The organism is Methylobacterium nigriterrae, assembly GCF_037106235.1.
GTDB lineage: Bacteria > Pseudomonadota > Alphaproteobacteria > Rhizobiales > Beijerinckiaceae > Methylobacterium > Methylobacterium nigriterrae.
Genome location: NZ_JBAWTG010000030.1, coordinates 1 through 21,340, shown reverse-complemented (window position 1 = coordinate 21,340; position 21,340 = coordinate 1). Strand labels below are relative to the sequence as shown.

18 protein-coding genes are annotated in these 21,340 nt (G+C 68.3%); 8 read left to right on the top strand and 10 right to left on the bottom strand.

Features of this window, described 5'->3' with window-relative positions:
• Positions 1–4 precede the first annotated feature (4 nt).
• Together WDW90_RS16880 and WDW90_RS16875 are read left to right on the top strand one after the other, a co-directional pair.
• Positions 5–616: a glutathione S-transferase gene (locus tag WDW90_RS16880; protein WP_336488567.1), complete on the top strand. Its 612-nt coding sequence runs from the start codon at positions 5–7 to the stop codon at positions 614–616.
• Between the two features lie 77 nt (positions 617–693).
• Positions 694–915, top strand: a complete 222-nt coding sequence (locus tag WDW90_RS16875) for a hypothetical protein (RefSeq protein ID WP_336488566.1) — start codon at positions 694–696, stop codon at positions 913–915.
• 18 nt (positions 916–933) lie between these two features.
• On the opposite strand, the gene WDW90_RS16870 is transcribed toward WDW90_RS16875, so the two are convergent.
• Positions 934–1,791, bottom strand: coding sequence for a MipA/OmpV family protein (locus tag WDW90_RS16870; protein WP_336488565.1), 858 nt, complete (start codon positions 1,789–1,791; stop codon positions 934–936).
• Between the two features lie 201 nt (positions 1,792–1,992).
• Positions 1,993–3,168, bottom strand: coding sequence for an amidinotransferase (locus WDW90_RS16865; RefSeq protein ID WP_336488564.1), 1,176 nt, complete (start codon positions 3,166–3,168; stop codon positions 1,993–1,995).
• Positions 3,169–3,378: 210 nt separating this feature from the next.
• On the opposite strand from WDW90_RS16865, the gene WDW90_RS16860 reads away from it, so the two are divergent.
• From WDW90_RS16860 to hpnK, 5 genes are all read left to right on the top strand, one after another.
• Entirely contained in the window at positions 3,379–4,503 is a 1,125-nt protein-coding gene (locus WDW90_RS16860; protein ID WP_336488563.1) for a flippase-like domain-containing protein, read from the top strand.
• Positions 4,494–5,111 carry an MlaC/ttg2D family ABC transporter substrate-binding protein gene (locus tag WDW90_RS16855; RefSeq protein ID WP_336488562.1) on the top strand — a complete coding sequence of 206 codons (618 nt, stop codon included), beginning with the start codon at positions 4,494–4,496 and terminating at the stop codon, positions 5,109–5,111. The genes WDW90_RS16860 and WDW90_RS16855 overlap by 10 nt, the downstream gene beginning before the upstream one ends.
• 78 nt (positions 5,112–5,189) lie before the next feature.
• Complete coding sequence (hpnI, locus tag WDW90_RS16850) at positions 5,190–6,374, top strand: bacteriohopanetetrol glucosamine biosynthesis glycosyltransferase HpnI (protein WP_336488561.1); 1,185 nt, start codon at positions 5,190–5,192, stop codon at positions 6,372–6,374.
• A 60-nt stretch (positions 6,375–6,434) separates the two neighbouring features.
• A complete protein-coding gene (hpnJ, locus tag WDW90_RS16845; RefSeq protein ID WP_336488560.1) occupies positions 6,435–7,856 on the top strand; it encodes a hopanoid biosynthesis associated radical SAM protein HpnJ in 1,422 nt (473 codons plus the stop codon).
• Between the two features lie 90 nt (positions 7,857–7,946).
• Entirely contained in the window at positions 7,947–8,786 is an 840-nt protein-coding gene (gene hpnK / locus WDW90_RS16840) for a hopanoid biosynthesis-associated protein HpnK (RefSeq protein ID WP_336488559.1), read from the top strand.
• A 49-nt stretch (positions 8,787–8,835) separates the two neighbouring features.
• Here hpnK and WDW90_RS16835 read toward each other — a convergent pair whose 3' ends face one another.
• Complete coding sequence (locus WDW90_RS16835) at positions 8,836–9,519, bottom strand: spermidine synthase (protein ID WP_336488558.1); 684 nt, start codon at positions 9,517–9,519, stop codon at positions 8,836–8,838.
• 12 nt (positions 9,520–9,531) lie between these two features.
• Entirely contained in the window at positions 9,532–12,180 is a 2,649-nt protein-coding gene (locus WDW90_RS16830; protein WP_336488557.1) for an MMPL family transporter, read from the bottom strand.
• A gap of 607 nt (positions 12,181–12,787) precedes the next feature.
• Between WDW90_RS16830 and hpnH the strand changes: the two genes are divergently transcribed.
• The gene (gene hpnH / locus WDW90_RS16825) at positions 12,788–13,951 is read left to right on the top strand and encodes an adenosyl-hopene transferase HpnH (protein WP_336488556.1); all 1,164 of its coding nucleotides are present in this window, start codon (positions 12,788–12,790) and stop codon (positions 13,949–13,951) included.
• 90 nt (positions 13,952–14,041) lie between these two features.
• Here the strand turns inward: hpnH and WDW90_RS16820 are convergent, their stop codons facing one another.
• The 6 genes from WDW90_RS16820 to hpnA all read right to left on the bottom strand — a co-directional run bounded on the left by WDW90_RS16820 (position 14,042) and on the right by hpnA (position 21,050).
• The gene (locus tag WDW90_RS16820) at positions 14,042–14,809 is read right to left on the bottom strand and encodes a phosphorylase (protein ID WP_336488555.1); all 768 of its coding nucleotides are present in this window, start codon (positions 14,807–14,809) and stop codon (positions 14,042–14,044) included.
• Positions 14,810–14,950: 141 nt separating this feature from the next.
• Positions 14,951–16,948, bottom strand: coding sequence for a squalene--hopene cyclase (gene shc / locus WDW90_RS16815; protein WP_336488554.1), 1,998 nt, complete (start codon positions 16,946–16,948; stop codon positions 14,951–14,953).
• Positions 16,949–16,991: 43 nt separating this feature from the next.
• Entirely contained in the window at positions 16,992–18,281 is a 1,290-nt protein-coding gene (gene hpnE / locus WDW90_RS16810) for a hydroxysqualene dehydroxylase HpnE (RefSeq protein ID WP_336488606.1), read from the bottom strand.
• Positions 18,278–19,132: a presqualene diphosphate synthase HpnD gene (gene hpnD, locus WDW90_RS16805; protein ID WP_336488553.1), complete on the bottom strand. Its 855-nt coding sequence runs from the start codon at positions 19,130–19,132 to the stop codon at positions 18,278–18,280. The genes hpnE and hpnD overlap by 4 nt, the downstream gene beginning before the upstream one ends.
• A complete protein-coding gene (gene hpnC, locus WDW90_RS16800) occupies positions 19,129–20,028 on the bottom strand; it encodes a squalene synthase HpnC (RefSeq protein ID WP_336488552.1) in 900 nt (299 codons plus the stop codon). Before hpnC ends, hpnD begins: the two co-directional genes overlap by 4 nt.
• Complete coding sequence (gene hpnA, locus WDW90_RS16795) at positions 20,025–21,050, bottom strand: hopanoid-associated sugar epimerase (protein WP_336488551.1); 1,026 nt, start codon at positions 21,048–21,050, stop codon at positions 20,025–20,027. Before hpnA ends, hpnC begins: the two co-directional genes overlap by 4 nt.
• Positions 21,051–21,340 lie beyond the last annotated feature (290 nt).

Here is a 21,340-nt window from a genome sequence, read left to right as displayed (position 1 = left end):
CGTCATGAAGCTGTTCCACTCGCATTTCTCTCCCTTCGTGCGGAAGGTCATGGTGGCGGCGCACGAGCTCGGCCTCGCCGACCGGATCGAGTTGCTGCCGAGTGCCGTCCACCCGATGAAGCGCGACGAGACCGTGCTGGCGCAGCACCCCCTGGCCCAGGTCCCCACGCTGATCGACGAGACCGGCAACGCCCTGGCGGACAGCCGGGTGATCTGCGAGTACATCGACGCGCTCGGGGGCCATCGGCTGTTCCCGCCAGCGGGCGCCGACCGCTGGCGGGCCCTCAACGAGCAGTCGCTCGCCGACGGCCTCCTCGATGCAGCGCTCCTCATCCGCTACGAGCTGACGGCGCGCGCCGAGGGCGAGCGTTCCGCCGGCTGGATCGACGGGCAGAACGCCAAGATCGCGAGCGCGCTCGCCTGGTTCGAGAGCCGGGCGGCAACCTTCACCGATCGCCTGGACATCGGCACCGTCGCGGCGGCGAGCGCGCTCGGATACCTCGACCTGCGCTTCGCCGATCTCGCCTGGCGGGACCGGCACCCGGGGCTCGCGGCGTGGTACGCCGACTTCGCCGAGCGCCCCTCGATGCGCGCGACGCAGCCGCCCACCGCCTGAGGACAGACCAAAGGCGGGCTCTAGCTCGTGGCGCGGCTCTTGCTAAGCTTCCAGTCCCCATCCCGGGACGCGAAGCCATGCCCGATTTCGTCGCCGCCCTCGCCGCCGCCGCCGCGTTCTGTGCCGGCCTCATCGCCCTCAATGCCGTGACGCGGCTCGCCCTGCACTGGCAGCTCGGCCCCGCCGATCTCGGCGAGAACGGATTCCTGCAGATCGGCGGTGCCCTGATTCTGGCGCGCGCCACCTACCGGCGCGGTGGTGGCCGGCGCCGGCATCAGGCGACCGGGCAGGTGCCGTGATCGGCCCTGACCCGGCGCTCAGAACAGAGCCGGCATCGTGAACGAGTAATCGGCCTTCGCGCCGAATACGAACTGGTTCGGCGTTCCGTAGCCGCGGCGCACCAGCGGGCTGTCGGCTGCCGAGCCGACGATGCGGTTGTAGCCGACGTAGCCCGTCGCCGCCCACTGCTCACTGAACGTGTAGGTGAGGGCGCCGAGGCCGCCGACGGTCGCGTAGCTGCCCGGCTCGAAGGCCGTGACGCGGCGGTTCACGAGGGCCTCGATCGGCGTGACCCCGAAGTATCGGCGCGCGAAGGACTGGTCGCCGAAATTGAAGCGCGGGCCGATCGAGACCTGGAAGCGGTCTATGGGCTGGATCGCATCGAGGCCGATCGAGCCGACGAAGCCGTGATGGCCGAAGACGCCGTGGCGCAGTTCGGCCCGCGCGCGCAGCCACGCCGCGGGATAATACTCGACGAACACGCCAGGCTCGATCGCGAAGCCCGCGTCGCGAAGGCCGAACAGGTGGCGCCGGTCGTCCCGGTAGTAGCGACCCGGCACGTAGCGGGCGGTGACTCCGAACCGGAACTCCGCGCTGTCGTAGATCGAGAAGCTGATGCCGTCGTCGGGCGTCGAGAAGCGCTGCGGCGTGCCGGCCTCCCGGATGCTCACCGATGGATAGCCGATGGCGGTGTACTGGTCGCTTCCCGGCGAGCGCGGCGTCGCCTGCACGTTGCCCGTCAGGGTCACGATCCAGAGCTTCTGCTCGAGCTTGGCGAATGTGGGCACTTCCGGCGCGACCGGCATGTCGGCGGCCAGCGCCAAGCCTCCGGCCGCTGCGAGGAGCACGCAAGCGGCGCAGGCGCTCAGGAGGTCCGCAGGGCGTAGGAATGCCATCGAGCGATCCAGGATGTCGTCGGGCTCACCTTATGGACACAAACGTTCAGGTCCGCACGTGCGACGCGCGTCGATCGTCCCGATCAGGACGGTTTGTGTCGGTGCGGCAACGCCGGGCTCGTGCCGGAGCGCCTCGAGGATACGGAGGCGGGGAGCGCCACGGCCGGCGCGCCCCTTCGACCGGCGAGCCGGCCGGGTTCCTCAGAAGTACGATTTGAGGGTCCCGCGGCGGCGTACGTCGAGGGTTGCGCAGTGGAACGAGCCGCCGAATGGCCCATAGGACAGGAAGGGCGCCGGGATCGGATCGAATCCCCAATCCTTCAGGGCCTTGATCAGGGTCGGCTGGCTGGCGTCGACGACGATCTTCTTCTCGTCGAGCATCAGCACATTGATCGAGGTCCAGGGCGAGCACATCGAGATCTTGCTCATGAAGCCCGAGACCGGGTCGGGGCGCGGCGCGATCAGCACGTCCCAGGTCTTCAACACGGCCGGCAGGCGCTCGACGTCCACGTAGTCGGGATTGACAAGGACCTTCCCGGGAGCGAGCGGCATGAAGGACGAGTCGATGTGCATCGGCTGCGGGCAGCGACTCTCGATCTCGTGGATCCGGAACCCGGGGCCGAGATGGCGTCGCAGCCACTCGATGCCCATCAGGTTCGTGACGTTGGAGCGCGTGACGAAAAGGTCACGCCCGCAGCGCACGAAATCCGCCGCGTCGAAGACCGGCTCGAACTCGTTGACGGTGAAGCGCATGGGCTCGCCGGCCTTCAGGTTCGGCACCCGGTAGTCGTAATTGTAGAGGTCGTCCGTCAGCTGGGGACGCGGCGCCGACGTCCAGCGGGCTCCGTTTCGAAAGTATTCCTTGAAGAGCGAACGGTAGGCGTCGCCCTCGAAGTAGCGCGAGCGCCAGCACATCGGGCTCTCGATGATCTCGTCGCCGATGACGAGATATGGATCGCGCGGGCAGGCGACGCAGAAGCCGCGCGAGGACCAGCGCGGCGCCTTGAACGTGCGGGAGAAATCGACCGTATCCGGCCGGCGTACCGTCACGCCCTCGCCGGCCAGGATCTTGATGAAGTTGTCGAGCTCGGCCTGCGCGAGCTTCTTCATGAAGCCCGGGTACTTCCAGCCGCTGGCGAGGCGGTAGAAGGGCTGCGCGGCCCGCGGCAGGTTGAAGATCACCGTCAGGTGATGGGTCGGGATCGTCGCGCCGTCGAGGGAGCCGACTATCACCTCTTCCAGCGGATCCCACTCGTTCCAGGCCATGACGGGGGATTGCGGTGCCGGCGCACCCGCCTCCTGGCGGTGCTCATAGGACTCGGCGTGAGCGTCCCCATGCACGGCCTCGCCGGCCATGTTGTGAGCGTCGCGGTCCATTCCTGAAAACCCCCTGGCGTTCCCCGCAACCCGTCTGACTGCCGGGCCCGAAGGCCCATGCCGCTTTGGTCGGCGGTGTGTCTATCGGGTGATAGACAACGCTGACGGAAGCTGCAACTTGCCATGATGCTCCTCGCTTCCGGCCCATCTTCGGCCGGTTTTCCGGCGAGAGTTCAGCATTTCAGCCTCCGACGCCCCCGAAAGAGGACCATGAAGCGCCTGACGACCTTGGCCTTGATCGCCGGACTGTGCACGGTCGTCGGCCTGTTCCTGTCTTCCGGCCTGGAAGACGTGGCGGCGGCCGTGGTGAGCGCGGGCTGGGGTGCCCTGATCGTCGTGCTGGCGCGCGCGCTCGCCGTGGGCTGGGCCGGCCTCGGCTGGTTCGCGATCTTCCCGAAGGACGGCCGCCCGAGCCTCGCGACCTGCGTGAACCTGCGCTTCGTGCGCGAGGGCATCAACACTCTCCTGCCGGTCGCGACCGTGGGCGGCGACTTCGTGGGCGCCCGGCTCCTGACCAAGCGCGGCGTCACGGGCGGGCTCGCCGGCGCCAGCATGTTCGTCGACCTGATGACCCAGGCCCTGACGCAGCTTCTGTTCACGGTGGCCGGGCTCGGCGTGCTGATCTGGCTCGCCGGCGACGGGCCGATCGTCCGCACGGTGGCAGCCGGCCTCGCGGTGGCGGCGCCCGCCATCGCGGCCTTCTATCTGATCCAGCGGCGCTCCGGCCATCGTCTGATCCAGGCGCTGCTGAGCCGCTTCGCCTCGGGCCGCGAATGGCGCGCGCTCGGCGCCATCGAGGTGCTCTACGACAATCTTCGCCGCCTCTACGGCGCGCCGGCCCGGATCGCGAACGGCATCGGCATCCATCTCGTCGGCTGGCTGATCGGCACCCTCGAGGTCTACATCTGCCTTCACTTCATGGGCTATGCGGTGAGCTTCGCGGAGGCGATCGTGATCGAGAGCCTCGCCCAGGCCGTCCGCGGCGCCGCCTTCGCGGTTCCCGGCGCGCTCGGCGCGCAGGAGGGCGGCCTCATTGCCCTGTGCGCCATCTTCGGGATTCCGGCCGAGGTCGCGCTGGCCCTGTCGCTGGTCAAGCGCCTGGCCGACCTGCTCGTCGGCGTTCCGGGCCTCGTCGCGTGGCACTTCCTCGAGGGCAGGACCGATGAGGACGAAACGGAAGCGCGCGGGGCGGAGCTCGGTCGCCGGCTGAAGCCCGTCCTCCAACCCGTAACGGCGACGCTCGGTCCATTCTACAGCTACGCCCCGCCGCGCGGCACGAGCGGGGGTGCCCGCAACGCGGACACAGAGCGCGGAGATCTCAAGAAGTGCGCCTGATCCGCGGAACCCTGATCGCGCTCGCGCTCTCGGGCCTCATTGCGGGCCGCGCGTCGGACGCGCGCGCCGCCGACGACGCCGCGGTCAGAACGGTCCAGACCCTGTATGCGGGCTACGAATCGGCCCTGAAGGACGGCGCCGGCACCGCGAAGAGTCGCGCCGAGGCGGTGGGTGGCCCCATGAAGGAAAGTTTCGACTTTCCCGCCATGGTCCGCGTGGCGGTCGGCCCGAGATGGAAGAGCTTCACGCCCGAGCAGCAGGGCGCGCTCACCGAGGCCTTCGCGCAGTATTTCATCGCCACCTACGCGACACGGCTCTCGCAGGCTGTCGGCGGCAAATTCGACGTGACGCCCCAGAGCGACGCGCGTGGGCCGAACCGGGTTGTCCACACCCGAGTCGCGAACGCGCAGGGCGAGGATTCGCAGGTCGATTTCGTGGTCAATCCCGGAAATCGCGTTCAGGACGTCCTCCTGAACGGAAACGTGAGCGAGGTCGCCAGCCAGAGGGCGAGCTTCGCCGATCCGCTGAAGGCCGGGGGGGCCGACGGGTTGCTGAAATTCCTGCGCGATCGCACCGCCGCGATGCTGACCGCCAAACCAGCGCCTTGAAGTCCGACGAAACGCCCCCGCCAGGAGCGCCGCACCGGCGATCTCCTCCCCGACTTTCGTGACCGAGCGACGCCCTCCATGGACCTGACCTGGCTCTCGCCGCTGCTTCTCGTCCTCGCGGTTGCCGGCTGCGGCTATGGTCTGCTCGCGGCCTATCTCGCGGGCCGCCTCGTCTCCCGCGTCGCACCCCGTCCGAGCGACGAGGATCTGGTCCCGTCGGTCACGCTGCTCAAGCCGCTCTGCGGGATGGAGCCGAACCTCTACGAGAATCTCGCGAGCTTCTGTGGGCAGGATTACGCGGGGCCCGTCCAAGTGGTGTTCGGCGTGCAGAATGCGGCCGATCCGGCGATCGCCGTCGTGCGGCGGCTCGAAGCCGCCTTCCCAGCCCTTCGCATCGATCTCGTTGTCGATGCCCGTCAGCACGGCTCGAACCGCAAAGTCTCGAACCTCATCAACATGTCGGCCATGATCGCGCACGATCTCGTCGTGCTCGCCGACAGCGACATGGTGGTGAAGCCCGATTACCTGGCGCGCATCGTCGCCGAGCTCTCGGTGCCCGGCGTCAGCGGCGTCACCTGCCTGTACCACGGCGTGCCCGCACACAGGGGCATCCACGCCCACCTCTCGGCGCTCGCGATCGACGTGCAGTTTCTGCCGAACGTCGTGGTCGGCACCGCGCTCGGCCTCGCCAAGCCCTGCTTCGGCTCGACCATCGCCTTCACGCGGGCCGCGCTCGCCGAGATCGGGGGCTTCGAGGCCTTCAAGGACGACCTCGCGGACGATTACGCGATCGGAGAGGCGCTGCGGGCCGGCGGCCGGCAGGTTGCCATCCCCACCTTCTCGATCGGGCATACCTGCGTCGACACCGAACTTTCCGGCCTGTGGCGGCACGAGCTGCGCTGGAACCGCACGATCCGCAACGTGGACCCCGCGGGCTACGCGGGCTCGCTCGTCACCCATGCCTTCCCGCTCGCGCTGATCGGCGCACTCCTTCCCGGCGCCGGCCACAGCGCGCTGGCTGTGGCGGCGCTGGCGCTCGCCTGCCGCATCGTGCTGTGCCTGCGTCTCGAGCGCGCCTTCGGCCTGGAGCCGCACGCCTACTGGCTGTTGCCGATTCGCGACATCCTCTCCTTCGCGAACTTCACCTGGAGCTTCGTCTCGGGGGCGGTGACATGGAAAGGTCACGATTATCGCGTCGTTGCGGACGGAACGCTTATTCCGGAGGCGAATCTCAGCCGCGATGCTGAAGCGTCCTCCGTCTGAACTTGGCGTCGCTCGCGCTCGACTTGATCAATCCCGCTCTGCTCTGAGGCCTTGAACCCCATGCGCACGCTCTTCCTGCAGGCTCCGACCTTCGACGGCTTCGATGGCGGCGCTGGATCCCGCTACCAGGCAAAGCGCGAGATCAAGTCGTTCTGGTACCCGACGTGGCTGGCGCAGCCCGCCGCCCTCGTGCCGAATTCGAAGTTGATCGACGCGCCGCCCCACAACATCAAGCTGGCCGAGATCGTCGCTCAGGCGAACGACTTCGATCTCGTGGTGCTGCACACCTCGGTGCCGTCGTTCAAGTCCGACGTGAAGACGATCGAGGCGCTGAAGGCCGCCAACCCCAAGCTGAAGGCCGGCCTGATCGGCGCCAAGGTGGCGGTGGACGCCGCCGGTAGCATGGCCCAGGCGCCGATCGTCGATTTCGTTGCCCGCAACGAGTTCGACTTCACCATCAAGGAAGTCGCCGACGGCGTGGACATGTCCCAGATCAAGGGCCTGTCCTATCGCAACGCCGAGGGGGGCGTGGTCCACAACGAGGACCGCGCCATCATGACGGACATGGACCAGCTCCCCTTCGTCACCTCGGTCTATAAGCGCGACCTGCAGATGGAGAAGTACTTCATCGGCTACCTGAAGCACCCCTACATCTCGTTCTATTCGGGTCGCGGCTGCAAGTCGCGCTGCACCTTCTGCCTGTGGCCGCAGACGGTCGGCGGCCACACCTACCGCACCCGGTCGGTCGCCCACGTGATCGAGGAGATCAAGTACTGCCTGAAGGAGTTTCCGCAGACGAAGGAGTTCTTCTTCGACGACGACACCTTCACGGACAACCTGCCACGTGCCGAGGAGATCGCCCGCGAGCTCGGCAAGCTCGGCGTGACCTGGTCGTGCAATGCCAAGGCGAACGTCCCGCGCGAGACCCTGAAGGTGCTCAGGGATAACGGCCTGCGCCTGCTGCTCGTCGGCTACGAGTCCGGCAACCAGCAGATCCTGCACAACATCAAGAAGGGCATGCGGGTCGAGGTGGCGGAGAAGTTCACCAAGGATTGCCACGAGCTCGGCATCGCGATTCACGGCACCTTCATTCTCGGCCTGCCGGGCGAGTCGAAGGAGACGATCCGCGAGACGATCGAGTTCGCCAAGCGGATCAACCCGCACACCATCCAGGTCTCTCTCGCGGCACCTTATCCCGGCACCTTCCTGTACAAGCAGGCGGTGGAGAACGGCTGGTTGGACGAGGCGAATGCCGAGCTCGTCGACGAGAACGGCGTGCAGGTCGCGCCCCTGCACTACCCTCATCTGTCGCACAGCGAGATCTTCAACTCGGTGGAAGATTTCTACAAGAAATTCTACTTCCGCGCCCCGAAGATCGCCTCCATCGTCAGCGAGATGGTGCGCTCGCCCGACATGATGAAGCGCCGCCTGCGCGAGGGCGTCGAATTCTATCGGTTCCTCAAGGAGCGCCAAGCCGCCTGATCACGGCGCATTCGTGAGGCCTGTGGCCGGGCTTCGTGCCCGGCCATTTTCATTTCCAGGCCCATTACCGACAGTCGCGAGGATGGGTGCGTGAAGCGATTGGTGGTCACGGCCGACGATTTCGGCCTGAGCCTCGAGGTCAACGAGGCGGTCGAGCAGGCACATCGCGACGGCATTCTCACGGCGGCGAGCCTGATGGTGTCGGCACCGGCCGCCGCGGATGCCGTCGCCCGCGCGCGACGCCTGCCCGGGCTCAGGGTCGGGCTGCATCTCGTGCTCGTCGAAGCGTGGCCGACGCTGCCCGCGGCCGAGCTTCCGGACCTGACCGATGCGCAGGGACTCATGCGCCGGGACATGGGCCGCCTCGGTCTCGACCTCGCCCTGAAGGCCTCCGCGCGGCGCCAGCTCGCCGCCGAGATCGCGGCGCAGTTCGAGGCCTACCGTGCCACCGGGCTGCCGCTCGACCACGTCAACGCGCACAAGCATTTCCACGTCCATCCGCTGATCGCGGGCGCGGTGCTGAGGATCGGTCGCGATTTCGGCATGCGGGCGATCCGGGTACCGCGCGAGACCCGCGCGGTGCTGCGCACGGCTGAGCCGGGCTCCGATCCGAGGCCCGCCCTCGACATCGCCCCCTGGGCGGCACTGCTTGCGGTGCGTGCCCGCCAAGCTGGTCTGCTCATTCCAGACCGAACGCTGGGGCTCGCATGGTCCGGCGCCATGACGTCGAAGCGCGTGGCCGGGCTTCTCGCTCACCTGCCGGACGGCCTGACCGAACTCTATACCCATCCTGCCACCGCCGGCGGCTTCCCCGGCGAAGCAGCGGGCTACGCTTACGCCGCAGAGCGCGACGCTCTCATCGCGCCGGAAGCCCGTGACGCGATTACCCGAATGGCGGCGGCGACCGGCGGCTTCTCGGATTTTTCGTGAGTTGCCGCGGGCGCGGCTTGCCCGCCGGACCAGCGCTAGGAGTTGCGCGTCACGATCCAGGCCGATCCGGCCGCGTCGCGAGCCAGATCCGGTGCCGGGCGCCGCCGCTTCGGTTGGCCCGCACCGTGATCTCATCGACCGCGAACCCCGACCGTCCGAGGCGTGCGCTGAAGGCACGGTCCGGGCGGGCCGACCAGACGGCCAGTATGCCGCCCGGGCGCAGCGCCGACCGTGCCGCCTGCAGCCCTGCCGCATCGTAGAGAGCGTCGTTCTCCGCGCGGGTCAGGCCGTCGGGACCGTTGTCGACGTCGAGCAGGATCGCGTCGTATGCGGCCGCGCGCCTGCGTATCACCTCGGCGACATCCTCGAGCCTGATCGCGACCCGGGGATCGTCGAGGCAATCGCCGAACACCTCCGCCATCGGTCCGCGCGCCCAGTCGACGATCGCCGGCACCAATTCGGACACGACAATCTCGGCATCGGACCGGAAGCAGTCGAGCGCCGCACGCAGGGTGAAGCCCATGCCGAGCCCACCGATCAGGATCCGAGCGCCACGCCTCGCCCCGATCCGGCCGCAGGCGAGCTCCGCGAGCGCCCGCTCGGAAGCGCTGAGGCGGCTGTTCATCAGCTCGTTCTGGCCGAGCTGGATCGAGAACTCCTGCCCACGGCGGAGGAGCCGCAGGCGCCCGCCGCCGGGGATCTCCGCGGTGTCGAGGTGCTGCCAAGCAATCACGCGGCGGTCCGGCTACTTCACGGGAACCGCTTCCTTCCGGCTGATCGGCGGATCGGCCTCGGCCCTCCGGCTCTCCGGCCGGTCGGCGTCAGGCTTCTTCGGCGGCGGCCCAAGGAAGGCCGGGACCACGAAGAAGGCCGCCACCAGCGTGAAGAACAGCGACAGGGCGAGGAGCTTGCCCATGCTGGCCGTGCCCGGGTGGCTCGAGAGGACGAGGGAGCCGAAAGCCGTGCCGGTGGTGAGCGCCGAGAAGAAGATCGCGCGCGTCAGGCTCGAAGCCAGCATGTCGGCGACGCCGGCTCGCCACGCGATCACGTAGTAGATGTGGAAGGCCACGCCCACGGCCAGCATCAGCGGCAGCGCGATGATGTTCGCGAAGTTGAGCGGCATGCCCACGACCTTCAGGGCCATCAGCGTCCAGAGGGTGGCGAGCACCAGCGGCCCGAGCGTCATCGCGACGTCCCAAGGTTTGCGCAATGCCACCGACAGGATGAGGAAGATCAACACCAGCGCGGTAAGGCCCGCCTGCACGAAGGCGCCGAGGATCGTGTAGCTCGACGAGGTCGTGGCGACCGGGGCGCCGGTCGCGTGCGGCGCGATCGTCTGCACCTCCTTGGCGAAACGGCGCAGGACCTGATCGTTGTTCGAGTTGCCCTTCGGATGGACCTCGATGCGGGCGCGCCCATCGGCGGCCACCCATTCGGCCTTGAGCTGCGGGGGCAGGTTGTCGAGGGTGATCTTCTCCGGATGGAGAAGGTCGCGCAGACGGCTCAGCAGAGTCTTGAGATCCGTGGTCAGCGCCACCGAGGCCGCCTCTCGGATGGCGACCGGGGCGTTGCCGAGCTTGTCGAGCGTGTTGGCAAGGGTGCCGGCCGACTTCGCGGCGGGCTGATCTCCGGTCGCGATGCCGCGAAGCGCCGCGGCCGCCTCCTTGATGGCCTTCACGTTCTCGGCGTCGGTCGGCGGCGGCGGCTTGCGGCCGGGGTTCAAGGCGGGATCGAGCAGTTGCGCCGTATCGGCGACTGTGGCGAGCTTCTGATCCTGGTCGCGCGGCACGAAGGTGTCGATGCTGATAGTCGAGGCCACCGCCGACAGCCCCTGCAGGCGCTTGGCCAGCTCCGGCACGTCCGCCACGGAGGGCGCGATCACGTCGATGACGTTCGGGCTCGTCGCCGGGTCCTTGATCAGGTCGAGATAGGTCGCGATCGATTCGACCTTCGGGCTGCGCAGGTGCATCGGGTTCGAATCGAAGGGCAGCTTCCAGAGGAGCGGCATGCCGGCAAGCGTGATCAAGCCGACCACGATCAGGATCCCCTTGCGGTGGGCGATGATCCAGGGATCGACGCCCGCGAGCCACGTCGTCTCGACGGCCTCCTTCTCGCCGCGCGGCTTGAAGACCGCGATCAGGGCCGGCAGCAGCGTGAGGGCGAACAGATAGGCCACCACCATGCCGACGCCGGCGATGAGGCCGAGCTCCGAGACGCCGCGAAAGGCGGTCGGCAGGAAGGCGAAGAAGCCCGCGATCAGCGAGACCGCGGCGAGCGTCAGCGACCAGCCGACGCCTCTCGCGGCGGCGCGGATCGCCGCTTCGAGGGTCGGCTGCTCGTAACGGTCGGCCCGGTAGCGCACGGCGAACTGGATGCCGAAATCGATGCCGAGCCCCACGAACAAGGCTGCGAAGGCAACCGAGATCGGGTTCAACTCGCCGACCATCAGGAGGCCGAGTGCCGCCGTGACGATGAGGCCCGAGAAGGTCGTGATCAGCACGGCTATCACGAGCGGGCCCGAGCGCAGCGCCAGCCACAGGAACAGCACGATCGCCCCGACCGTGACGCTGTTGTTGAGGAAGGCGTCGTCGGAGAGCGTCGAGAATTCGTCGTCGGCGACCGCCACGGGACCCGTCAACCGCATCCGGAGACCGTACTCCGGCGTGATCTTGAGCTCCTTGGCGACGTTGCGGATGAGCTTCGAGGCCACGTAGCCGGGCTGGAGCGCATTGAAGTCGAGCACCGGCTGGATCATCACGAACTTGCGAAGATCCGTTGTCTTGGTCTCGCCGCCCGAGAGGAGGAGCTGCCAGGACATGCGCGCCGGCTCACCGGCCAGCACCTTCTCCAGCGTCGCGTTGATCTGGCCCATCGGCCTGTCGAGGTCTTCGAGCTTGGCATCGCCGCTCTTCACGCCCTTGGCGCCGAGCGACAGCACCCGCATCACGCCGCGCAGGGACGGGTCGGCGGCGAGCGGCCCGAGCAGGCCCTGCTGCTGGACCAGCTGCTCGGCGGTCTTCTCGAGTTCCGCCTGGGACATCAGGAGGAGGCCGTTCTTGTCGAAGAACGGACCGCCATCGGGCCGGTACACGGTCTCGATCAGGTTCTTGTGGACGCTGAGGGCCTTGGCGAGCTCGACCGCGGCCTCCTCCGCTTCCTCCGGCGTCCGTCCGTCGATCACTGCCACGACGGTGTTGGTGCGCTGGGGAAACGCCTTCTCGTAGTTGATCTCGTCCTGGCGCCAGGGCTCCTTCGCATCGATAAGCCGCTCGACATCGGTGTTGATGCGGAACAGGTGCGCTGCGGTGCCGGCGCTCACGGCCGTCATCAGGGCGATGGCCGCGATGATGATCCAGCGACGCTGAACGGAAAACGCGACGAGACGTTCGATCACGAGTATCCTGCCTGCCTTGAGCACCGACCGGACGGTGACTGCGCCGTTCCGGGAAGGAATGTGCGACGCAATGGAAACCAGGGCGTTTGCCACAAACGCCCGCCCATGGGAAACGGCGACGGGCCCGATCCGGCGGAACGGCTCCGGTCCGGGTCCGGGAACGACTCGCCGGCCCCGACCGTCAGAACGGAAGCCGGTGCGAGACGGTCCGCCGCGGTCGGGCTGCTCAGTAAAGTGCTGGGACCATGAATGCAACGCAGGCCCGTTTTCTGACCTTGTCGCCGGCATGACGTGCGATTTCGCACCGCAGCAAGCATATGGCCAAGCTCAATTTGTGATCGTCGTCGCAATCCCGACGCAAAGCTGGCATTCGATAAACCGACTAGGAAAACGCGCCGCGCCTGGGATAGGCGTCTGCCCCGCAAGTGGTCAACGCATTCGCCGGGCGCCCTGCCTGTGGCCCCGTTGCGTCATCGGCGGAAAGTCATGCGGCTGCGTCGGGATAGGGACGCCTTTGAGACCTGTTCCAACCTAGATCGCTGGAATTCGTGTTGTTTTCGCGCTAAGCAGCCCGCTTGTCTGGGGCCAAAAACAAAGGAGCCGCGTCTTGGGTATTCCCCTCCGGTACGTCGCGAAGATCGGCGGCTACATCCTCAAGCAGCATCTGACCGGGCGCAAGCGCTATCCGCTCGTGATGATGATGGAGCCGCTGTTCCGCTGCAACCTCGCCTGTGCGGGCTGCGGCAAGATCGACTACCCGGACGAGATCCTCAATAAGCGCCTGCCCGTGGCCGACGCGCTCGAATCGGTGCGCGAGTGCGGTGCACCCGTGGTGGTAATCGCGGGCGGTGAGCCGCTTCTCCACAAGGATCTGCCCCAGATCGTCGAGGGCATCATCGCGCAGAAGAAATTCGCGATCGTCTGCACGAACGCGCTGCTCCTCGAGAAGAAGATCAAGGAGTATAAGCCCAGCCCCTACTTCACGTGGTCGATCCATCTCGACGGCGATAAGGAGATGCACGACCAGTCGGTCTGCCAGCGCGGTGTCTATGACAAGGCCGTCTCGGCCATCAAGACCGCCAAAGAGATGGGCTTCCGCGTCACCATCAACTGCACCTTCTTCAACAATTCTTCGGCCGACAAGATCGCGGACTTCTTCGACTCCGTGACCCGGATGGGCATCGACGGCATCACGGTCTCGCCTGGCTACGCCTACGAGCGTGCGCCCGACCAGAAGCACTTCCTCAACCGCAAGGCCACGAAGGACCTGTTCCGCGGTGTGTTTCGGCACGGCAAGGAGAAGGGCCGCGAGAAGTGGACCTTCCAGCAATCCGGCCTGTTCCTCGACTTCCTGGCCGGTAACCAGACCTACCATTGCACGCCCTGGGGCAACCCGACCCGGACCGTCTTCGGCTGGCAGAAGCCCTGCTACCTCCTCGGCGAGGGCTACGCCGCGACCTTCAAGGAACTGATGGAGGAGACGGACTGGGACGCCTACGGCACCGGCAATTACGAGAAGTGCGCCGACTGCATGGTCCACTCGGGCTACGAGGCTTCCTCGGTGGTCGACTCGGTGCGCAAGCCCTGGAAACCGCTCGTCCATGCTCTGCGTGGCATCAAGACGGACGGGCCGATGGCTCCGGAGGTCAGCCTGGAGAACCAGCGCCCGGCGGAGTTCGTGTTCTCGCGCAACGTCGCCCAGAAGCTTTCGGAGATCAAAGCCTCCGGCGTCGACACCAAACAGGAAGCCCGCAAGCGCACCGCGGCCTGAGGGCCGCGTCCGGTCGAATCAAGAAGCCCCGCGGCGCATCGGCGCCGCGGGGCTTTTTCGTGCCTTTGCGCGACGCGGTCGGCTTCGAGTCTACGCGATCTTGTGCAGGGGCTCCGCGGCCGCCGGCATGCCGAGCCCGGCGCCGAGGAGGGCCCGTGCGCGGGCCAGGGCCGAGAAGGCGGCCGACGAGTCGCGGGCGAGGCGGATGATCGCGCTGAGCTTGCCCGGATCGCGCGCAAGAGCCGCCAGGATGACGCGGATGTCGGGCTCGCCATCGGGCTTCAAGGCTTTCGCCGCGAAAGCGGGCAGCGCCCGGTGTGCCGGGTCGCAGACGACGCGTATCGCCGCGAAGGGGAGGGCGTGGCGTTCGGCGAAGATCGCGGCCGCGTGCGATTCCATGTCGACCGCGAGCGCATTGGTGCCGGCCCGGAGGTCGGCCTTGCCGTCGAGGGACAGCACGGCCGTGTCGACGCCGGCGAGGTCGCCCGCGACTGCCCGAACGCCCGGTTTGGCAAGTCGTGCGAGCAGAGCCTCCGCCAGGACCGGATCGACCGCGAAGCGCCGCCTGTCGGCGACCACCCCGCTCGCCACCACGATGTCACCGGGCACGAGGCCCGGGTCGAGGCCGCCCGCGATGCCGATGCTGACCACGGCCCGGCAGCCGGGCTCGAGGCGGTCGGCGAGGAGCGCGCGCAGGCGCTGCGTATTGCCACCCGCGCCGATCGCGGTGACGCCGGGGCCACTCGCGATGCGGGCTTCTTTGGCCATCCCCGTCACGGCGAGGACGGGCGGCCCGAGGGGCCCGGCGACGCGCAGATCGGCCACGCTGGCATGGGCGGCGTGCTCGGCAGGGATCATGCGGTTCCGGCGCTGGTGATGAGGAGTTCGGACGGATCGGCCCGTCCGACACACCCTCCCTACCAGCGTCATTGCGGCGCGCCTGTGGCCGAGGCCGCCGTAGAGCCCGGCGAATCGCGGTCGATCGCAGGGCGAACGCGCCTACATCCCGTAGGCGACTTGGCGCGAGTTGCTGCGCTTGAGGTTGCGATAGCGGGCCATGGCCCAGAGTGGGAAGAACTTCGAGTAGCCGTGATAGCGCAGATAGAAGACGCGCGGGAAACCGGTCGCGGTGTAGCGCTCCTCGTTCCAGAACCCGTCCGCCCCTTGCGTCCGTGTGAGATAGTTGATGCCACGCGTGACCGCCGCCTCGTCGTTGGCGCCTGCCGCCATCAGGGCCAGCAGCGCCCAGGCCGTCTGCGAGGCGGTGCTGTAACCGGGCTCGAAGGCCGGGTCGATCTTGTAGCTCGACGCGTCCTCGCCCCAGCCGCCATCCGGATTCTGGATGCGGACGAGCCAGGCGACGGCGCGCTGGATCTCCGACGATTGCGGATCGATGCCGGCGGCGTTCAGGGCGCAGAGCACCGACCACGTGCCGTAGATGAAGTTCATGCCCCAGCGGCCGTACCAGCTGCCGTCCTTCTCCTGCTCCTTGAACAGGTAGGCGACGCCGCGGTCGAGGGCCTTCGATGTCTCCCGCGTCTCACCGAGCTGCGCCAGCATCGAGACCACGCGTGCCGTCACGTCCGCCGTCGGCGGATCGAGGAGCGCGCCGTGATCGGAGAAGGGGATGTGGTTCAGATACATGTGGTTGTTGTCGGCGTCGAAGGCCGCCCAGCCGCCGTCGCTCGACTGCAGACCCTCGACCCATTCGCGCGCGCGGGCGATCGAGACGGTGTAGTCGGGCATGTCGGCAACGAGGCCATGCTGGCGCATGGCGCGGTTCATCGCCATCACGACGACCGCCGTGTCGTCGAGATCGGGATAATGGGCGTTGGCGTACTGGAAGGCCCAGCCGCCGGGCCGTACATTCGGCTTCGCCGCCGCCCAGTCGCCGACGATGTCGAGAACCTGTCGGGGCTTCAGCCAGTCGAGGCCGTTCCGGGCCTGACGCTCGGCCTCGGCGCCGCCGGCTTCGAGCAGCGCGTGGCTAGCCAGGGCCGTGTCCCAGACCGGCGAGACGCAGGGCTGCACATAGGCCTCATGCTCCTTCTCGACCACGAGCTTCTCGATGGCATCGCAGGCGATCCGGACTTGCGGGTGATCAGCGGGATAGCCCATCACCTCGTACATCAGGACCGAGTTGACCATCGCGGGGAAGATGGCGCCGAGGCCGTCCTCGCCGTTCAGGCGCTCGCTGACCCAGGCGACGGCCTTCTCCTTGGCGCGCCGCCGAGGCGTCTTGGGGAAGTAATCCTCGACCTTCTGCAGCACATGGTCGATGCCGCCGAAGATCGGCGTCCAGGGCCAGGTCGCGTGCGGTGAGCCCGGCCACGACCGGACGTGCTCGGGCGGCGTCACGAAGAGTTCCTGCACGCCGATGCCGCGCGGGTTCCTGGCGCGCGGCTTGGTGGCCTGCAGCACGAAAAGCGGCACCATCACGCAGCGCGCCCAGTAGGACACCTTGTCGAGGTGGAAGGGGAACCACCGCGGAAGGAACATGACCTCGACGGGCATGACCGGCACAGCCGACCACGGCACCTCGCCGTAGAGCGCGAGAAGGATGCGCGTGAACACGTTGGCGTTCGCCGCGCCGCCGCGCGACAGGATCGCCTCGCGGGCGCGGCGCATATGCGGCGCCTCGATGTCCTCGCCGATCATCTTGAGGGCGAAGTAGGCTTTAACGCTGGCGCTGATGTCGAAGGGCCCGTCGTGGACGAGCGCCCAGCCGCCGTGCTTCCCCTGCGTGCGCCGAAGATAGCTGCCGATCTTGGCTTCGAGGCCAGGGCGTGGATGGGTGGCGCGGAACTGGTGGAACAGGATGTACTCGGACGGGATGGTGGCGTCCGCCTCAAGCTCGAAGCAGATGTGCCCATCCTCGTGGGCGAGCCGCGTCAGCGCGCGCGTCGCGCTGACCACACCGCGCTCGACATCCTCGAGGGAAATGTCCTGAGTCTTCGGGCGCTGCAGCGCCTCGACCTTGCTCACAGCCTCTCGCATCGTCCTCGCCTCGACGGCCCCGTCAAACCGGCAGCCGTATGCCTCACGCTACACCGCGTCCGCGTGCCGATTCGCACATCAGGGCGAATGCGGCGGTCTTGCCTGAACGGATCGCTCCCTCGATCGTCGACGGCAGGCCGGTCGCGGTCCAATCACCTGCCAGGACGAGGTTCCCATGGACCGTCGCGGCCCCGGAGCGCCGCGCAGCCTCCGCGGGCGTTGCAGCGAAGGTCGCCCGCTTCTCCTTGACGATCTGCCAGCTCGGCAGTTCCGGAGCAAGATTGCCGAGCTTCGCGATCTCGCCCCAGATCTGACCCGCCAGCTCCTCGCGGGGCGTTTCGAGCAGGCGGTCGGCTCCGCTGATCGTGACCGAATACCGGTCCGGATAGGCGAAGAGCCATTCGGTCAGGCCGTTCACGACGCCGAGAAGGAGCGGGCTGCCGGGTTTGGGAACCACGGCGAAATGCGCGTTCACGATCGAGCGGTATGTTTGCGGCACGGCCAGTCCGGGCAGGATCTCGCCGGCAACCCAGGGCGGCAGGGCAAGCACCACGGAATCGTCAGCCGCCAGTTCGTCGGGCGAATCCGTGAAATCGAGGCGCTCGATCCCGCGCTGCCCGAGTCCCAGCCCGCGCAGACGGCGGCCGAAGCGGATCTCGGCGCCGCGTCTCGCCAAGTACGCGACTGCCGGATCGACGAAGGCCGCCGACAGACCTGCGACCGCGACGAGGGGCCGGCACGCGCTGCCGCCCGCGCCCAGCGTCTCCCGCAAGATCGTGGCCGCGAGCCCGACATCGCTCTCGCGCGGATCGGTATTGAGGGCGGCGAGCAGGACCGGGTGCCAGAGCCGATCGTAGAGCACGCCCTCGCAGGCCATGCTTTGCCCGATCGTGCCGCCCTGACCCTCAGGCTTGCCGGAGGCGGCCCTCAGGATGCCGAGCGGCGCGAGATAGTCGCGGGCACGGCTGCCCGGCACGCGCCGGGAGCGGCTGAGGACCCACCAGGGCACCCGGCCGGCATTCGGGCGTAGCCGCCAGCGCTCGCCGGTCCTGAGATCCGCGAAGTCGAACGCGGCCTCCTCCGGCCCGGTCAGGGCGTCGGCGGGCGCGCCGATCTTCCGCATGAAACCGAGCGCGTCGGTGTTGCCCGAGAGGAGCAGGTGGTTGCCGTTGTCGATCGTCAGCCCGAGCGTCGGATCGTAGTAGGAGCGGCAGCGCCCGCCCGCCTGCTTGGCGGCCTCGTGCAGCACCACGCGCTGTCCGCGCTCGGCGAGAGAGACGGCGGCCGAGAGGCCGGCGAGGCCCGCACCGACGACGTGGATCGTGCCCATCAGACGATCCCGTGGCGGAGCGCGACGGCGATGAGCGCGAGCTTGCCGGGCTTCACCCGAGCACGCGGCGCCGTCCAGCCGCGCCGGAGCAGGGCATCCAGGTAGAGGCGATAGGCGGCCGCCATCAGGCGGGCGGCCTTGGTGGCCTTGCGGGGCGAACGGCCGATGATCTCCCAGGTCGCGCGGTAATGCGCGTCGGCTTCCGCTGCGACGCCGGCGCAGACCTCGCCGATGCGCGGGTGCTGGATCGCGGCCTGCGGCGTCGGCGCGCTCAGCCCGATGGCGGCGAGCTTCTCGCGCGGCAGGTAGAGGCGGCCCCGCTCCGCATCCTCGTCGATGTCGCGCAGGATGTTGGTGAGCTGCAGCGCCCGGCCCTGGTGCCAGGCGAGGCGGATTCCGTCCTCCTCCGGCATGCCGAAGATGCGCACGGAGAGGCGCCCGACCGCGCTCGCGACGCGGTCGCAGTAGAGGTCGAGGGTCGCCTCGTCGGGGGCCACGATGTCCTCAAACGCATCCATCGCCATGCCGTCGATGACCGCGTGGAAATCCTCGCGCTTCAGGCCGTAGCGCGCGACCGGTACGACGAGGTCGCGCACCCGGGCCGACGGCTTGCCCGCGTAGAGGGCGTCGATGTCGGCGCGCCAGCGGTCGAGCTCGGCCGCCCGCACCTCCGCGGCGCCACCGTCATCCGCGACGTCGTCGACCGCGCGGCAGAAGGCGTAGACGGCGTACATCGCCTCGCGCCGCTCCCTCGGAAGGAGACGCATCGCCGTGTAGAACGAGGAGCCCGCCGCCGGCAGGGCAGGGGCCGCCTCGGTGGCGGTCTCGGGCATGGGCGTGGCGGTGGCGCTCAACGATGCGCTCCCTGGGCGGCGGCGCGCAGCGCGCGGGCGCGGAACGGGCGGCGCGCGAGCGTTCCCACGATCCCGCCGAGCGCGGTGGCGGCGAAGGCCGCCTTGCCGTGATGGACCTTCTCGGAGAGCGGATCGCGCTCGGTGAGGCCGCGGGCCAGAACGACCGCGAGACGGTGGATCGCCGCGATTTCCAGCGACAGTCGCAGGTCGTCGATGAGATCGGGCAGGTTAGCGCCGTCGTCGAGGAGAGCCAGGGTGCGCCCTGCCAATTCCCGGATCACCGCGCGAAGCTGCGGGCTCGCACGCTCAGCGCCGAGCATCTCGACCGTCGCGCCGTGCCGGACCAGAACCTGCTGCGGGATGTAGACCCGGTCGAGCGTGCGGAAATCCTTCCCGCAATCCTGCAGATGATTGATGATCTGGAGCGCGGCACAGATCGCATCCGACGAGGCCCAGACTCGGGCCGGGTCCTCCCCGTGCACGTCGAGCACGTACCGCCCGACCGGCATGGCCGAGTAGCGGCAATAGTGGATCAGCTCGTCCCAATTCGCGTAACGGTCCTTGCGCGCATCCATGCGGAAGGCGTCGAGGAGTTCGAGCGCGTGGATCGGCGGCAATCCACGCGCGGCGAGCTCAAGCTTCAACGGCTCTGCTTCGGGGTCGGCCGGTCCATTTCCGGTCAACGAATCGGCGAGCCCGTCGAGGAGAGCGATCTTGCGCTCTGGCGCGAGGTCATCGTGGTCGGCGACATCGTCCCCGGCGCGAACGAAATTGTAGAAGGCCAGGATCGCGCCGCGATGGCGCGGATGGATCAGGTGCGAGGCGACGGGAAAGTTCTCGTCGCGATGACCCTTGCCCGAGCGGATGTCGGACGCGGTCTCGAGGCGCGTGCTCATCCGAGATATCCCGCGCCGCGGAACCACGAGATCGCGTCCGACAGGCCCTCGCGATAGGGCCGCGCCCTGTAGTCGAGTTCCGCCCGTGCCTTTGCGTCCGAGAAGAACATCCGGTAGCGCGACATGCGGATCCCATCGATGGTCGCGAAGGGCGCCTTGCCGGTCACGCGCGCGATCTGCTCGGAGAGGAAGGCGATCGGATAGACCACGCCGCGCGGCAGGTTGAGGGTCGGAGGCTTCCGTCCGACCATGCCGGCGATGTCGGCGAGCATCTGCGCCAGCATCACGTTCTCGCCGCCGAGAATGTATTTCTCGCCGACGCGGCCCTTGCGCAGCGCCAGCAGGTGGCCGGCCGCGACGTCGTCCACGTGGGCGAGATTGAGGCCCGTATCGACGAAGGCCGGCATCCGGCCCATCGCCGCTTCCTGAATGATGCGCCCCGTCGGAGTGGGCTTGACGTCGCGTGGGCCGATCGGTGTCGACGGGTTCACGATGACGGCGGGCAGGCCGTCCCTAGCCACCATCTCGTCGACGACGCGCTCGGCCACGACCTTGCTGCGCTTGTAGGCGCCGATGGCCGTGCCGGGGGTGAGCGGGCGCATCTCGTCGGCCGACGTGCCGTCGTCATGCGGCTTGATGGTCGCGACGCTCGACGTGTAGACGATGCGCTCGACGCCGGCCCTGAGCGCTTCCTCCATCAGGATGCGCGTGCCGTCCCGGTTGGTGCGCACGATCTCTTCCATGTCGGGCGCCCAGAGCCGGTAATCGGCCGCCGCGTGGACGAGGTAGCGCCTGCCCTGCATGGCGGCGGCAACGGCCCGGGCGTCGCGCATGTCGCCCTCGGCGGTCTCGACGTCGGTCCAGGTCAGGTTCGTGCGCGGGCTCGATGCGCGCACGAGAATGCGAACCGGGAAGCCGGCCTGCCGGAACACATCGACCAGAGCAGCGCCGAGGAAGCCGCTCGCGCCGGTGATCAGCACGGGGCCGGGATCGGAGCAGCCTGTCTCAGTCGCCTCGGGCATCACGCTCGTTTCGTCACAGGGGAATGCCTCCCGAGGGTTCCGTGACCCTGGGCGGCCGCTCGTGCCGCGCGCTTGTGTCATCGATCGGCGCAAGCGACAAGAACGGCGCGGACACACACGTCTGCCGGTGCGCGCCCGCGCGAATGCGCCTCAGGCGAGGCGCAGACGTCCGGATCTGCTGTCCTGACGCTGCTCTGGGAGAGTATCGGCGACGAGTTTGACGATGGCTGGGGCGTCGAGGCCGGCCTGGGCGTACATCCGGTCGGGCGTGTCGTGGTCCTGGTAGAGGT